The 14,194-nt window shown below is 36.8% G+C and carries 18 protein-coding genes, 1 pseudogene and 1 other annotated feature; of the genes and pseudogenes, 4 read left to right on the top strand and 15 right to left on the bottom strand.

Annotated features, from left to right (window positions below):
* Positions 1 to 4 precede the first annotated feature (4 nt).
* The 3 genes and pseudogenes from DCE79_RS07370 to DCE79_RS07360 form a co-directional block, all read left to right on the top strand.
* A pseudogene (locus DCE79_RS07370) lies at positions 5 to 334 on the top strand (LLM class flavin-dependent oxidoreductase); the annotation flags it as partial.
* Positions 335 to 520: 186 nt separating this feature from the next.
* On the top strand, positions 521 to 964 hold the full coding sequence (locus DCE79_RS07365; RefSeq protein ID WP_108712436.1) for a MarR family winged helix-turn-helix transcriptional regulator: 444 nt from the start codon (positions 521 to 523) through the stop codon (positions 962 to 964).
* Complete coding sequence (locus tag DCE79_RS07360; protein ID WP_108712435.1) at positions 957 to 2,144, top strand: MFS transporter; 1,188 nt, start codon at positions 957 to 959, stop codon at positions 2,142 to 2,144. The genes DCE79_RS07365 and DCE79_RS07360 overlap by 8 nt, the downstream gene beginning before the upstream one ends.
* 101 nt (positions 2,145 to 2,245) lie before the next feature.
* Here the strand turns inward: DCE79_RS07360 and DCE79_RS07355 are convergent, their stop codons facing one another.
* Genes DCE79_RS07355 through DCE79_RS07345 form a run of 3 tightly spaced genes read right to left on the bottom strand, consistent with a single transcriptional unit; the run spans position 2,246 to position 4,139 of the window.
* Positions 2,246 to 2,977 (bottom strand): ABC transporter permease, encoded by a 732-nt coding sequence (locus DCE79_RS07355; RefSeq protein WP_108712434.1) that lies wholly within the window; start codon positions 2,975 to 2,977, stop codon positions 2,246 to 2,248.
* Positions 2,974 to 3,708 (bottom strand): ABC transporter ATP-binding protein, encoded by a 735-nt coding sequence (locus DCE79_RS07350; protein ID WP_108712433.1) that lies wholly within the window; start codon positions 3,706 to 3,708, stop codon positions 2,974 to 2,976. The genes DCE79_RS07355 and DCE79_RS07350 overlap by 4 nt, the downstream gene beginning before the upstream one ends.
* Positions 3,708 to 4,139: a helix-turn-helix domain-containing protein gene (locus DCE79_RS07345; protein ID WP_108712432.1), complete on the bottom strand. Its 432-nt coding sequence runs from the start codon at positions 4,137 to 4,139 to the stop codon at positions 3,708 to 3,710. Before DCE79_RS07345 ends, DCE79_RS07350 begins: the two co-directional genes overlap by 1 nt.
* 233 nt (positions 4,140 to 4,372) lie before the next feature.
* Here DCE79_RS07345 and DCE79_RS07340 point away from each other — a divergent pair, with 233 nt between their 5' ends.
* Positions 4,373 to 4,942, top strand: coding sequence for a GNAT family N-acetyltransferase (locus DCE79_RS07340; RefSeq protein WP_108712431.1), 570 nt, complete (start codon positions 4,373 to 4,375; stop codon positions 4,940 to 4,942).
* Between the two features lie 160 nt (positions 4,943 to 5,102).
* Here DCE79_RS07340 and DCE79_RS07335 read toward each other — a convergent pair whose 3' ends face one another.
* The 12 genes from DCE79_RS07335 to DCE79_RS07280 all read right to left on the bottom strand — a co-directional run bounded on the left by DCE79_RS07335 (position 5,103) and on the right by DCE79_RS07280 (position 14,135).
* Complete coding sequence (locus DCE79_RS07335) at positions 5,103 to 5,945, bottom strand: cytochrome c oxidase assembly protein (protein ID WP_108712430.1); 843 nt, start codon at positions 5,943 to 5,945, stop codon at positions 5,103 to 5,105.
* On the bottom strand, positions 5,942 to 6,397 hold the full coding sequence (locus DCE79_RS07330) for a DUF2243 domain-containing protein (protein ID WP_108712429.1): 456 nt from the start codon (positions 6,395 to 6,397) through the stop codon (positions 5,942 to 5,944). The genes DCE79_RS07335 and DCE79_RS07330 overlap by 4 nt, the downstream gene beginning before the upstream one ends.
* Before the next feature lie 208 nt (positions 6,398 to 6,605).
* Complete coding sequence (locus DCE79_RS07325; RefSeq protein WP_108712428.1) at positions 6,606 to 8,597, bottom strand: catalase; 1,992 nt, start codon at positions 8,595 to 8,597, stop codon at positions 6,606 to 6,608.
* 154 nt (positions 8,598 to 8,751) lie between these two features.
* Positions 8,752 to 9,288 (bottom strand): GNAT family N-acetyltransferase, encoded by a 537-nt coding sequence (locus tag DCE79_RS07320; RefSeq protein WP_108712427.1) that lies wholly within the window; start codon positions 9,286 to 9,288, stop codon positions 8,752 to 8,754.
* A 124-nt stretch (positions 9,289 to 9,412) separates the two neighbouring features.
* Positions 9,413 to 9,645, bottom strand: a binding site (T-box leader).
* Positions 9,646 to 9,723: 78 nt separating this feature from the next.
* Positions 9,724 to 10,512, bottom strand: a complete 789-nt coding sequence (locus DCE79_RS07315) for a sulfite exporter TauE/SafE family protein (RefSeq protein ID WP_108712426.1) — start codon at positions 10,510 to 10,512, stop codon at positions 9,724 to 9,726.
* 58 nt (positions 10,513 to 10,570) lie between these two features.
* Positions 10,571 to 10,798 (bottom strand): sulfurtransferase TusA family protein, encoded by a 228-nt coding sequence (locus tag DCE79_RS07310; protein WP_108712425.1) that lies wholly within the window; start codon positions 10,796 to 10,798, stop codon positions 10,571 to 10,573.
* Between the two features lie 116 nt (positions 10,799 to 10,914).
* Positions 10,915 to 12,042 carry an MBL fold metallo-hydrolase gene (locus DCE79_RS07305; protein ID WP_108712424.1) on the bottom strand — a complete coding sequence of 376 codons (1,128 nt, stop codon included), beginning with the start codon at positions 12,040 to 12,042 and terminating at the stop codon, positions 10,915 to 10,917.
* 111 nt (positions 12,043 to 12,153) lie between these two features.
* A complete protein-coding gene (locus DCE79_RS07300; protein WP_108712423.1) occupies positions 12,154 to 12,549 on the bottom strand; it encodes a DsrE/DsrF/DrsH-like family protein in 396 nt (131 codons plus the stop codon).
* 1 nt (position 12,550) lies between these two features.
* The gene (locus DCE79_RS07295) at positions 12,551 to 13,111 is read right to left on the bottom strand and encodes a sulfurtransferase TusA family protein (RefSeq protein ID WP_108712422.1); all 561 of its coding nucleotides are present in this window, start codon (positions 13,109 to 13,111) and stop codon (positions 12,551 to 12,553) included.
* Between the two features lie 54 nt (positions 13,112 to 13,165).
* The gene (locus DCE79_RS07290; protein WP_108712421.1) at positions 13,166 to 13,462 is read right to left on the bottom strand and encodes a rhodanese-like domain-containing protein; all 297 of its coding nucleotides are present in this window, start codon (positions 13,460 to 13,462) and stop codon (positions 13,166 to 13,168) included.
* A 12-nt stretch (positions 13,463 to 13,474) separates the two neighbouring features.
* Positions 13,475 to 13,816: a rhodanese-like domain-containing protein gene (locus DCE79_RS07285; RefSeq protein WP_108712420.1), complete on the bottom strand. Its 342-nt coding sequence runs from the start codon at positions 13,814 to 13,816 to the stop codon at positions 13,475 to 13,477.
* A 61-nt stretch (positions 13,817 to 13,877) separates the two neighbouring features.
* Complete coding sequence (locus DCE79_RS07280; RefSeq protein WP_108712419.1) at positions 13,878 to 14,135, bottom strand: metal-sensitive transcriptional regulator; 258 nt, start codon at positions 14,133 to 14,135, stop codon at positions 13,878 to 13,880.
* Positions 14,136 to 14,194: the final 59 nt, after the last annotated feature.

Genomic DNA, 14,194 nt, shown 5'->3' with positions numbered 1-14,194 from the left:
CTTTGTATTTGGTGTGGGTGAACATCATCGTTTAGACTTTGTGACATCCAGCTATGCGATGCTACTTGCTGCTATTGCGCGTGAAACTAAAAATATTAAGTTAGCAAGTACACTTTCCGTTATTAGTACGGCTGATCCAGTACGTGTCTATGAGGATTTCGCGACGCTTGATTTACTATCGGGTGGACGTACAGAAGTTATTTTAGGGCGTGGCGCTTTTTTAGAAGGCTTTTCATTATTTGGCGCAAGTCTTGATGATTATGACAAGCTATTTGAAGAAAAGCTTGGACTGTTTATGCAATTACAAGAACAAATCACAAGCAGCCATAGAAATATTCGTTTGCTTCTATTAAATATTTATAAGCTCAAAACGCCATTATGTCAGCGTTTTGAGCTTATTTTGTTTCCTATTATTCACACTTCTTTGCAACTATTTAACATTATACTTTTTAAATAAATTGACACTATAGTAGAAAAGTTATATAGTTGCATACGCAACTATTTTAAAGGAGGTTAGAGTTTGAGTCATCGAAAAGAGCTAGTCCATCATTTTTTCCAAGTAGCCAGGACTATGACCAACAACCTTAATCAACGTATGGCTGAGTTTAAACTTACCCATGCGCAATTAGCGATAATAGAATTTCTATTAAAGAAAGAGGATTCCTCTTCACTCGTTGATATTGCGAAGTATTTAAATGTTGAAAAATCTACTGTTACGCGTGCTGTGAATCAATTAATTAAAAACAATTATGTTCTTCAGGTTCCTTCAAATGACAGTCGAGAAAGAAGAATTGTTTTAAGTAAGACTAGTTATGAGATTCAGTCTACGGTTCAGCAAACTAAGGATGATTTTGAAAATACAGCTTTTAACAATATCTCAGATGAAGAGTTGGACGTTACTTTTCAAACCTTACTTAAAATATTGAACAAATTAAACGGAGATGAACACAAGCAACATGACTAAATCAAAATTATGGACCAAAGACTTTATCATTATTACTGTCACATCATTTTTAGTATTTCTAACATTTTACTTATTAATGACCACACTAACGCTCTATGCGATTCAACAATTTAACGCGTCACAAACTGAAGCTGGATTTGCAGCTAGTATATTCGTAATCGGTTCTTTAGTTTTACGTTTAGTAGCCGGCAAATACATTGATGTCATTGGACGAAATAAATTACTTTATAGCAGCTTAATCTTATTTTTAATTGCATCTATACTATATTTCTTAGTAGATAATCTAAACTTACTATTATTAGTACGCTTTATACATGGTGCGGCATTCGGGGTCGCTTCTACCGTTATGGCAACTGCTGTTATGAATATTATTCCCGCTGAACGTAGAGGCGAAGGTACAAGTTATTACTCTTTAAGCACACCTCTTGCAACTGCTGTTGGCCCTTTCTTAGGTATACTTATTATGCAACATGCCGACTTTGATATGATTTTTGAGGTGTGTACGCTATTTTCTGTCATAAGCATTATCGTCATGCTATTCGCAAAAATACCTGAAGTGCCTTTAACAAAAGCTCAACTACAACAAGCGAAGGGCTTTAAATTACAAGATTTCTTTGAAAAAACGGCGTTACCTATCGCAAGTATTATTTTTGTATTAGGAATTACTTATGCAAGTGTACTAACATATATTAGCCCTTATGCCACCGAAATAAATTTAACTGGTGCAGCTAGTCTCTTTTTCATTGTATATGCATTCTTCCTGTTAGGCTCTAGACCATTTACGGGTAAGTTACTAGATAGAAAAGGTGAAAATATTGTCATCTATCCAGCACTACTGTTGTATACAGTTGGTTTATTTTGCTTAAGCCAATCCTATTCAAACTTTATGCTTCTACTAGCGAGTGCATTTATTGCACTTGGTTTTGGTAATATGGTTTCATGTAGCCAAACCGTTGTGGTCAATAAATCGCCGCGCCATCGTATTGGCCTTGCCACTTCAACATTTTATATTGCTATGGATGCAGGTATTGGCGTTGGACCGCTCATCATTGGGATGATTATGCCAATTTTCGGTTTCAGAGGCATGTACCTATCTATGGGTGTCCTAGTATTTTTAACGATCATCATTTATTATTTTGTACACGGAAAAAAGGCTAAGTTTAAAGAACTTCCAGCTTAAGCAAATTAATAACATAATATTTAATAGAGCACCAACTAAAAATGCCATCCGCACAGTTATTCACTGTACGGATGGCATTTTTTATAGGACTATTATGGAGGCTACATTTCCCTCGACTTCTCCTTAAACACAATAATCGAAAGTATCACAAGTACACCTGTATAGCCAAGTACCCACCATATATGTGGAAACAAATCTCCTACTTCCCCATTTAACGCAGCTTTACTCATTTCAACTGCATGGACAAATGGAAGTGAATAGGCAATATCTCTAAACAGTCCTCCTACTAAATCTAGATCAAACCAAATACCTGAAACCCACGCCGATACGTTTGTCAATAATGCGCCGCAAATCCCTACGGCTGCTTTTTCACTAAACAATGTTCCGCAAATTAACCCTATACTAATATAAATAAAAGCGACCGGTACTAAAACGGCAATCAATAAGAAAATCGTATATGAAAATGACAGCCCCATTACGACTGCTACGAACATACATACCATTACCTGTACACAAGACATGATAAGTAGGGGCATCATATAACCGAGCATAAAATCGTTTGAAGTCATCGGGGTCGTGTAAAGCCGCGTTAAAAATGAACTGGCACGGTCCTTCGATACAACTTGTGCTGTAAATACTGCCATAAAGGATAGCCCAAATACCGCAATGCCTGGAGCGAGAGACGCTAGATTAAATAAATCTACGGGAATACTATTATTAATTGCTGATAGCAAGAATAGTAATATTAATGGAAAGGCCAACCCAAAAAACAATGACAACGGATCTCGTATAATTTCTTTGGATACGCGGTTGGCAAAAATTAACGCTCTCATAAGATCGCCTCCTTCGTCACAATTTCAACAAAGGCGTCTTCAAAGTTTTGCGTCTTCGTCATGTCGATTAACTCGTGAACTGTACCAATTGCTTTGACCTGACCTGACTTCATGACACAAATTCGGTCACACAAGCTACTCGCTTCTTCTAAATAATGCGTTGTCAAAACGATGGTTGTCGTCTTTTTAAGTTGTTCGATGACTGCCCAAAGCTCGCGTCGTCCTAAAACATCTAATCCTAACGTCGGCTCATCTAAAAATAAGATTTGCGGTTCTGTTATGAGCGCTAAGGCAATACTCAGTTTTCGTTGCCAACCACCTGATAACGTTTTGCTCTTTTGCTTTTCATACGGGTGCAAGGAAAAAACTTCTATTATATATTGAATTTTTTCTTTCATTTCTTTTTTAGAAAAGCCATGAATCCCTGCCATTAGCTCTAAATTTTCACGGACAGTTAAATTTGGCGCGATTGCTGTTTCTTGAGGAGATACAGCGATTACTTTTTTTATTTGTTCTCGTTGTTGGATGATATCCTTCCCTACAATAGTTGCAAGTCCGCTAGTCGGTTTTGTTAAACCACACAGCATTTTAATTAAGGTTGTTTTCCCTGCACCATTGACACCAAGTAATCCAAATAATTCCCCCTCTTTGATTGAAAGACTGACATGGTCAACAACAATTTTATCTCCGTATTGTTTTGTTAAATCCTCTATTGAAATGGTTATTTGCATCATTCGTCCTCCACATTTAATGGCGTTTTCAATAAGTTTAAAAAGTCATTCATCATTTGCTCTGGTACAATGGCAAGTCCTCGTTCTTCATCGCCTAAAAAGATGAGGGAATCTCCAGGCTTGATGGAAAAAACATCGCGTGCTTTTTTAGGAATCACGATTTGTCCGCGCTCCCCCATTTTTGCCACACCAAAAAAGTGTTTTCCTTTTGGTGGAACCATCACATCGGTAGCTTCCCCATCAAAATTCACTAAATTATCTAGCGTCACATTGTATAATTTTGCGAGTGCCTGACAGTGTTCGAGGTCTGGTGACGATTCGCCCTTCTCCCATTTCGCAATGACTTGTCTCGAGACATTTAGTTGGAAAGCCAATTCTTCTTGCGTTAGTTTATGGTGCATTCTCAATTTTTTTAAATTCATATTTATCATACTTTTCGTACCTCCATAATCATTATTAGCTATAATCGTATATTACTCTACCAACAAAATCGAACCTTATTGTTATAATTCGTAGCATTCCTATCAAACCTTCTATTATTGCTCTCGGAAATTATCTATTTCTATTAAAAGGAAATACGATTAAGATATGCTATAATTCCGAATAGACTGATTAATAAGTACTATCGTTATCTGTCGTAAACAACTAGGAGTGAACATAAAACATGGAAAATAAAAACCTTTTAATGATTAAACACAGTCAATTGGAGAGCGAACGCGTCCTTCTACGTCCAATTTCACTTGATGATGCTGAAGATATGTATGAATATCATTCAGACGAAGAAACGACACGTTTTATTTTTGACCAACACAAGGATTTAGTTCAAACAAAAAATATGATGGCTAACTATTATTTAAAAGAGCCAATCGGTAAGTATGCCATCGTATTAAAAGAAAGCAGTAAAATGATTGGGATAGTCGAGTTCAGAGTACATGAACACAATCAAAATGGAGAATTTGGGTTTACTTTAAATAGACAATTCTGGGGCAATGGCTACATGACAGAAGCTTGTAAACCAATACTAGATTTAGCTTTCAATGTACTAGGTTTGGAGCGCGTTTATGCTGAACATGACGTTCGTAATCCCGCATCTGGAAAAGTCTTAATTCGCTTAGGCATGACATGTGATGGAATCCTTCGAAAAAACCATATGGTAAAGGGCTTCCTAACTGATAGTGCCCATTATTCTATTTTGAAAGAGGAATTTAAAAATCTCTCAAAAAACGAACAATAGGTTTTGTAATCAATAAGGTATAGACCTAACTACTTTGATTAGAAAATCCCTATCCAATTGTATTTGGATAGGGATTTCTGATTTTACGATTGGACTCAGGACGTTTTCAACTAGACTTTATTAAAAAATATCTAATTAATAAGGCCTACTTAAATTTAAATCAATCCATTGTTTCACTTACTTTAATTAAATCCAACTGTTTTGCTCCCACATCTCGCGGTCTCATAGCTTTGAACCATTGCGAACAAAGTATGATAATTATCACTGCATCGATCACATCTCCACCATAATACATAATCTGCGCTCCCAGTTCAGCTTGCTCAAAAGGTACCCCTACAGGCGGATAGCCATAAATAATCTTAGCCAATATTCCATGACTCGCTAACGCTAAAATGAAAACAATCGCTCTAAATAAAAAGGATTTTCTATGGGGAATGGGATCAAAGTAAATGATCGACACTGTGAATAAATAGCCTGCGAAAAATACATGAAAATGTACAATAAATTCAACGAGTCCATTTGTATGCATGAGCGCAAAAAGTTCCGTTGTATACAAAACGTAAAGTCCGCCAATATTCATAATAGATGCAAAGATTGGATGTGTAACGATACGACTCGGCCAACTTTTTAATAAAACTGAAAGTCTACGTGCTTTTGGTGTGCCTAATGTACGAAGGAGTAATGTTACCGGTGCTGCAATGACCATTAATAGTGGCGCTAACATCCCTAAAAGTAAATGACTTAACATATGCGTTGTGAAGTCTGATTGGCTATAAATCACTGGACCCATCACTGCAATTAACGCCAACAACGTCCCAATAGACCAACAAACCGTCCGATGAAGCGGCCAGCGTTTATACCGTCGATTTGTAAAAATAACGGCTCCTATATAGAGAAGTAATAACAGACAGAAGAGTGAAGATAAAATGAGAGAAGGAATCATTTCAGATAAAGAAAATGTTGTTGTATGATCGACGTGATGTACTGCCGTTATATGATTCATTTTAGATGTCCTTTATGGTTCGGTTTTCTTTTCATAAAATAAATGCCAATTAATAAAAGAATAATCGCGATAACATTCCAAACAATATCATATACAATGACATTTTCAACATATCGTATTTGATGGAGCCGCATCAATTTATGTTGGATAATTCCGTCATATAATTGAAAGCCGCCTATTCCTATGAATAATCCACCCAGCCACCTTGCTAACCAAAATCCATTTCGACGACGAATATCAGCAAATAAAAATAGGCCTGCAATCGTGGCAAACCAGCTTAAAGCATGAAACAAACCATCAGAAATCAAACCTATATCCGTTGTAGATTTGTCATAAAAATGATGCCAGTGCAAAAGCTGATGAAAAACAGCCTCATCTACGAAAGCTATTAACCCCACTCCAAATAATAAACCCGACCAAAAATTACGGCTTGAATAGTTAGATAGATTCAAGTGATTTACTCCCTTCGATTCGTACGCTTTTCAAGTATCTCCTGATTTAATGCAAGTTATTCGAGAGATTTCCTTCATAGCACTAAGTAAAACACAACACGTCAAAGTTCATATAATGTGCTATTGTTAGTTAAATTTAATACTCTATAGATCAAAAGACAAAAAGTTATTCGTTATCTAATTAGAGAACGAATAACTTTAATTTTACTTACCCTATTGCATCTTCTCGCTTAAAGTGTCGTCCAATTTTTAATGCGTTCACAAACGAATCAATTGTTAGCTCTACACCTGGTGAAGTTTGATATGGTAAATCTGCAGTATCTTCTATTAAATAGCCCAACGGTTTATAATGGTTGTATATTTCATCGATAAACATTTTCTGTTTACGCTTCGTTACTACATTATCAAAAGTGGTTGCTACAATTAAACCATCATAAAGGACCGGTGAAGCTGTATCAAAAGTATGATCGATTAATTGGTTTCTAATTATCCCTTGCTTGTCACTAATTAATTCAGCTACTATGCCTTTATTTTCGAGTACCTGTAAAATTTGAGTTAAATCACTATTTTCATTCATAATGATACCCACTTTTTTAGTTTCCACAAATAGGACAGGGTCGGCTAGCATACTTAACGCTTTCGAAGGTTGGGAATCTTTAACCTGTTTAATAGATTCTGTTGGTGGTATAACCCCAATGTTAGCAGCAATTTGTTCTGCCATTGCTTTGTCTACCTGTGCGAACATATCGACAGCTGCTTTGCGAATTTCTAAAGTTTCAACTTTACCTAATTCAAAGCTAAAAGCATTAATTATATGCGTTTGTTCAACTGGTGTTTGACTTAACCAAAATTGACGTGCTTGCGTAAAATGATCTTCAAAAGATTCACTGCGTGTGCGTACTTTTCTTCCTTCAACTTTTTCCTCATAGTGTACATAACCGCCATCTTTTTCATCGACTGTATGCGGTGTGTTATTTTGTATCTGATTTTCACCATAAGCGACACGGCCACGATTAATCGTCATTCGATTATAACCATCTCGTTGGTTATTATGGAAAGGACATACGGAGCGGTTAATCGGAAGCTCGTGGAAGTTAGGTCCTCCTAGTCGAATTAACTGTGTATCGGTATATGAGAATAGACGTCCTTGTAATAATGGATCGTTTGAAAAGTCAATTCCTGGTACGACCTGTCCAGCATGAAAAGCAACCTGTTCTGTTTCAGCAAAGAAATTATCGACATTACGATTTAATGTCATTTTACCAAGCTTGCGCAGTGGCACAATTTCTTCTGGCCACAGTTTTGTTGGATCTAATATATCAAAGTCAAAATTAAATTCGTCTTCTTGTGCAATTAATTGTACACATAGTTCAAACTCAGGATAATTTCCAGTTTCAATATTATCGAATAAATCTCGACGATGATAATCTGGGTCTTTACCTGCAATTTTTTGCGCCTCATCCCAAACAAATGCATGTACACCTAATACAGGTTTCCAATGGAATTTCACAAAATGTGGTTCCCCTTTTTCGTTTACAAAGCGAAACGTATTAACGCCAAAGCCTTCCATTAAACGCAAACTTTTTGGAATTGCTCGGTCCGACATATGCCACATCACCATATGTGCGGTTTCCTGATTATTCACAACAAAATCCCAAAACGTATCGTGTGCACTTTGCGCTTGAGGAATCTCATTATGTGGTTCGGGTTTTACTGCATGGACAAAATCCGGAAATTTAATGGCATCTTGAATGAAAAACACTGGAATATTATTGCCAACTAAATCATAATTTCCTTCTTGTGTATAAAACTTTGTAGCAAAACCACGTGCGTCACGAACTGAGTCTGCCGAGCCACGAGAACCTGCAACGGTAGAAAAGCGTACAAATACGGGAGTTTGACGACCTTTCTCTCCTAAGAAATGCGCCATTGTAATATCTGAAGCATCCTCATAGCTTTCAAAAATCCCGTGTGCTGCTGTTCCTCTTGCATGTACGACACGTTCAGGAATACGCTCATGGTCGAAATGTGTCATTTTTTCACGAAAATGAAAGTCCTCCATTAATGTGGGACCGCGTTCCCCTGACTTTAGTGAATGTTCATCCTCGCTTAACTTAACTCCATGATTGGTTGTTAACGCTTGCCCCTCATCTGTTACCGTAAATTGTTTTAGCTGCTCAATTTTTTCATTTTTCTTCATGTCTACTCCTCCTAATATTTTCAGTCTCGACTAAGAAAGCGCTCAAATTGAAATAAGCTAATCTTGTATATATCCTTCTAAACAAAGATAGAGATACTTCAATATTAGTAGTTACCCAGGTTTTTAAAATTTTATTCATATTTTAATATATTTTTTAACTTTTATAATACTCATCTGCCAAAATAGCTAAGTAATCCATATCTTCATAAACATCATCTTTCAAAAATTCTTGTTTTAAACGGCCTTCCCATACCATTCCTGACTTTTCCATAACTTTTCGAGAAGCGCTATTTCTCACCATACAGCAAATTCTGTTTAATTGATGCTCTTCAAATCCATACTCTATTATTTTTTTACATGCTTCAGTTGCATAGCCCTTTCCCCATTCATTTACATCGATAAAATAGCCTACTTCTGCATTTCGATGATTTTTGGATATACTCACTAAACCACAATTTCCAATATAACGAGGCTCTTCCCCTTTTAAAAAGATTGCAAATTCAAATGCCGTTCCACGCTCACAGCTCTTTTGTAAATAGGAAATCCACTGATCCACTACTTCCCGTGGATAGGGATGGGGAATCATCACCATCGTATCAGCAATTTCCTTATGTTTGACAACCTCATAAATTTCATCTGCAAATTCGATTTCATATGGTTTTAATACTAATCGTTCTGTTTCTAAAATCATTTTACTTCCTCCCTTTAATTAAAAAATTTTTCGTGCAAAATAAGCGGAATTATACCCTTTTTGTGAATCTACTTGAAGATATATGCTTTCTTATCCACTAAAAAAACGCCCTAATCGATTTAACGATTAGGACGAATTATTCGTGGTACCACCTAATTTTACATATAGCTCACACTATTTGACTCTAACAGTAATGTTCATACTGGTGCCGTTGTAACGAGTGCTCGTCTCGTCGTAGCCTACATTTCGGTACGAAGCTCAAAGGCCATGTTCAGTAAAATCATTTTGCTTCATTTCCACCATCAGAAGCTCTCTATAAAAAATCCAATACCTACTCTTCCTTATCAAAGCTGTATATTATTTACTATATTTTAACAGAATAAATAGCATTTTAAAGTAGGATAAACAGTTGAATTGCTTTGTTAAAACCAAAAATTACTTCACCAGAATATCAATCCAGATTTTAATTGCCGTGCCTGCTATCATAAGTGCTAATAACATTTGCAACATTTTCGTATTCAGTTTTTTTCCTACCTTTGCCCCCAGTGGCGCTGCTATTAAGCTCGCTACTATCATAATGAAGGCCGGTACATACTCGATTTGTCCCGTCAAAAGTTTGCCGACACTGCTACCTATTGAAGAAATAAATGCAATAGCTAAACTTGTGGCAATGGTTATCCGTGTAGGAATTTTTAAAATAGTGAGCATAATAGGCACCAGTAGAAAACCACCAGCAGCCCCGACAATTCCCGAACCAATTCCGACTATTAAGGCAAGGATGCTCGCTACTATACGATTAAATTGAATTGGTTGATGCACATTTTCATCTATATTTTTTCGAGGAACAAACATCATCACAGCTGCAATTAAGGCTAGGACCCCATATACGATGTTTATGCCATTTTCAGTTAAAAGGTTGGAACCGAAACTTCCTATGAAACTTCCTATTAAAACGGCACTCCCCATGTAAAGAATGAGTTCTTTATTCAAATAGCCACCTTTTCGATAGGCTAAAACTCCAGCAAGCGATGCGAAGAATACTTCAATTGCACTAATCCCTGAGACTTCATGTGCTGTAAAGGCCGTTAAACCGAATAAGGGAGGAATATATAAAAGCATAGGGAACTTAATAATCGCGCCCCCAATTCCTAGTAACCCTGATAAAAAAGAGCCGACAAACCCTAGTGCAAATATGACAAGGATAAATGTGATCGAGATATCCATAGTAAACCTTCTTTCTCATCAAAAAAACGAGTAGAAATGCGCTACTCGCTATTTGATTTTATGCTTTTTGAATGTAGAAGGTCAGCACATCTGCCTCTACTTTTTGTTCGATTACTTTATTTCCAACAGAAGTTGCCCATGCTGGGATATCATTTAGTGCCCCTTTATCTGTAACGAGCACTTCTAATACTTCGCCAGATTTCATAGTATCCATCGCTTTTTTTGTTCTAACGATTGGCATAGGACATGCTAATCCTTTTACGTCTAAAGATTTTGTGCTATTCATCTTGTATTCCTCTTTTCCTATTGAAATTCTGATTTGAGGCGAACACGATGTTCGTCACAAATGCATTGCCACAGGATGTGGCAATTTGCATTTGTTCCTCTGATTGGACCGATTCGTTAGCGCACAGCGCAACGATTTGGTCCAATCTCCATTTCCGTTTGTTCATCTTCATTTGGTGTGATTTTCCCCATATTAACTTGTCGGATTTCCTGGTACGCATTTGGCTGTGGTGGAAGCCCTTCTGTAACCATTTTGCGGAATACCTCTTCATCCTCAATATTTAAACCGTGGTTTTCAGCAAACAGATTTCCTAATCGTTTTGCTACTGTCCCATCTTCATTAAGTTCTTTGATCATCATAAAGTGTGCCGGCAATACGATTAAATCATCTGCCAATGTTCGATAACGGCGATATAAAGTGTCACGTAAATCACTAACCCAATCTTCGGCAAGTCCTGCTAAATCAGGACGACCAATTGAATCGATGAATAAAATATCACCTGTTAATAAGTATTTCGAATCGATTACAAAGGAAGTTGAACCAATTGTATGACCTGGCGAATAAAGTGCGCCAACCTCTATTTTTGATGCCCCTAGCTGAACTACTAAACCGTCACTTAGTGATGTGTAATCATACACAACTTCTTCTGCATCTTTTGGTGGTAAATAATATGTTGCACCCGTCTCTTTTGCGATATGACGGCCACCTGAAATATGGTCTGCATGTAAATGTGTATCAAATACGTGCTTAATTTTCACGCCTTTACTTTCTGCAAACGTTGTAAATACATCTGTAAAACGTACAGCGTCAATAAGTGCTGCTTCCCCTTCAGAAATCACCATGTATGAAAGACAACCCTTCCCTAAACGTACAAATTGATACAATTCGCCGCCATCAGTAAGGTCACCTACTTTGATAGGCTCTAAGTACATCGACCAAGATTTCATACCGCCTTCAAGATATGCAACTTCAAGTCCTGCATCTGATAACATTTCTGCGATCATGAGCGATGAGCCTTCTTTTGCACAGACAACTAATACTTCTTTATTTGTTGGAATTTGCGGCAAAATTTCTTCTATGCCATCGAGTAGTTCAAAATAAGGAATATTTAAGTATTCAAATTTGTGTCCTTCAATTTTCCAATCTGCAAATGCATCATGATTTCGTACATCTAAAACAAATAAATCTTTGTTGTCAATGACATACCGCGCAATTTGAGCTGCTGTCCAAGTATTTACTGCCATACTTTCATTACCCCCATAGGTATAAAATTTTAGATTTTTTTAGTTCGGGTAGCGCCTTGCTTCCCGAACCAAATATAAGAATATTAGTTAATTGTAGACGATTGTTAATTACTAGAACGTTAATGTTGGTGCAGCATCTTTTGCATATTCTAAAAATGTAACAGCGCCGCCGGTTTCGATACCCTCTACTAAATCTTCATTTGTTAAGCTCATAACATCCATTGTCATCTGACAAGCAATAAATTTCACGCCAAGCTCTTGTGCCATTTCCACTAATTGCGGAATAGATGGAACCTGTGCTTTTTCAAAACCTTGAGCAAAATGTTCTTTGCCAGCTGGCATTTCTAAGTTGTGCATTGCTCCTTTATGAATTAAATTTAACCCTTCAAATGTGAAGAAGATGGCTACTTCTTTTTCAGAAGCGGCTGCTGCTGTTGCAATGTTGAACACTTTGTATGCATCAAATAATCCACCATTTGCTGCGATAATTGCTACTTTGTTTGACATTTTATTTAACCTCTTTCTTTAGTTCACCGTTATATGCATTCATGCCTGGTAAAACATTTCTAACATATTTGAAGCCCGCTGTTGCAAGCTGTTTTGCTGCTAAATCTGAACGTGTGCCTGTACGGCAAATCACGTAAACCGGTTCTTCTTTATGAAGTTCGTCTAATCGGTCCGCTAATTCCCCTAATGGAATTGACTTCGCTCCTGGAATATGACCGAATGCAAACTCGGCAGCTTCACGGACATCTAAAATTAGACCAGATGCTTTCAGTGCTTCCTCGTTTGAAATTGTATCCTCAAATGTTTTTTCTAATTTGTCACTTGTTTCTGGATTACATTTGCGAACATAATGAAAGAGAACTCCATTCTCTTCACGAGAGCCAATATATTGATGTCCAACGGCTTTACACCAAGCAGCTAAATCAGCCACGGAGCCTTTATCTGTAGCTTGTACTTCTAATACTTGACCTTCTGTAAGTTCTTGCATTGCTTTTTTTGTTTTAATAATCGGCATCGGGCAGGCTAAGCCTTTCGCATCTAATTGAACATCTGATTGAACCATGTACTTCCTCCATCTTTACCGAATAGGGTATGTTTTAATTTATAAATTATACAGTTATTTGACTTCGCCATTCCAAGCAAGCATTCCGCCAGCCATATTAGTTACATCAAATCCTTGAGATTCTAAAAATGCTGTTGCTTGACTACTTCGACCACCTGAACGGCAAACCATAATATAAGATTCTTTTTTGTCTAACTCATTCATTTTAAATTCAAGTAAACCAAGTGGGATGTTAGTAATGCCCGGAATATGTCCTTCTTCAACTTCGTCTACTTCACGAACATCGATTATTTTTAACGCTTCTCCAGCCTCTAATTTTTCTTGAACTTCTTGTGCTTGAATTGTTTTCATTTTATTTTCCTCCTAATAAGTACTCATGCCACCACGGACATTCGTTACTTTTTCAAAACCTAATTTTTTTAATTGTTTACATGCTTGTTGAGAACGCATACCACTTTGGCAAATGACCACTATTTCTTTATCCTTTGGTAATTTTGAATAATCAGAACCAAGAGGCATATTTTTGAATTGGCGAATATTGCGTGCTTTGTATTCACCTTGTGTACGCACATCGATAAATAATTTATCTTTATCGTTTAGCATTTCTTTCAGTTTGGCTGTTGTAATGGAGTTTATGCCTTTAGCTGGCAACAGACGCCACGCAAAAAACACTACCACTATCGCTATTATTATGACTGTACTCATAGTTTCCCTCTTTCAGTCCCTATACCCGTATAGGTATACAAATTTTTAAAAATAAAAAGCCTTATCGACTTTTTACTAATAACTCAATCGCTTGTTTGACTAATTGATCTTTTTCGTCTTTTGATTGCGTTTCTGAGATGCAATCTACTAAATTCTCTGCTACGATAATGCCAATTGTACGATCAACAGCTGAACGAACTGCACTTAATTGGGTAATCACATCTTTACAATCTTTTTCTTCTTCCATCATACGTAAGATAGCATTTAATTGACCATCTGCTTTTTTTAAACGCAATTTCACCTTATCATCGTACATCATCAACATTCACCTCTTTTAAAAGTTATAAGCCTATATTAGTACCCCATGGGGTATATGTC

Source organism: Lysinibacillus sp. 2017, from assembly GCF_003073375.1.
In the GTDB taxonomy this organism is placed as follows: Bacteria; Bacillota; Bacilli; order Bacillales_A; family Planococcaceae; genus Solibacillus.
Note: the sequence above shows the minus strand (reverse complement) of the source record. Positions and strands in the feature narration are given on the sequence as shown.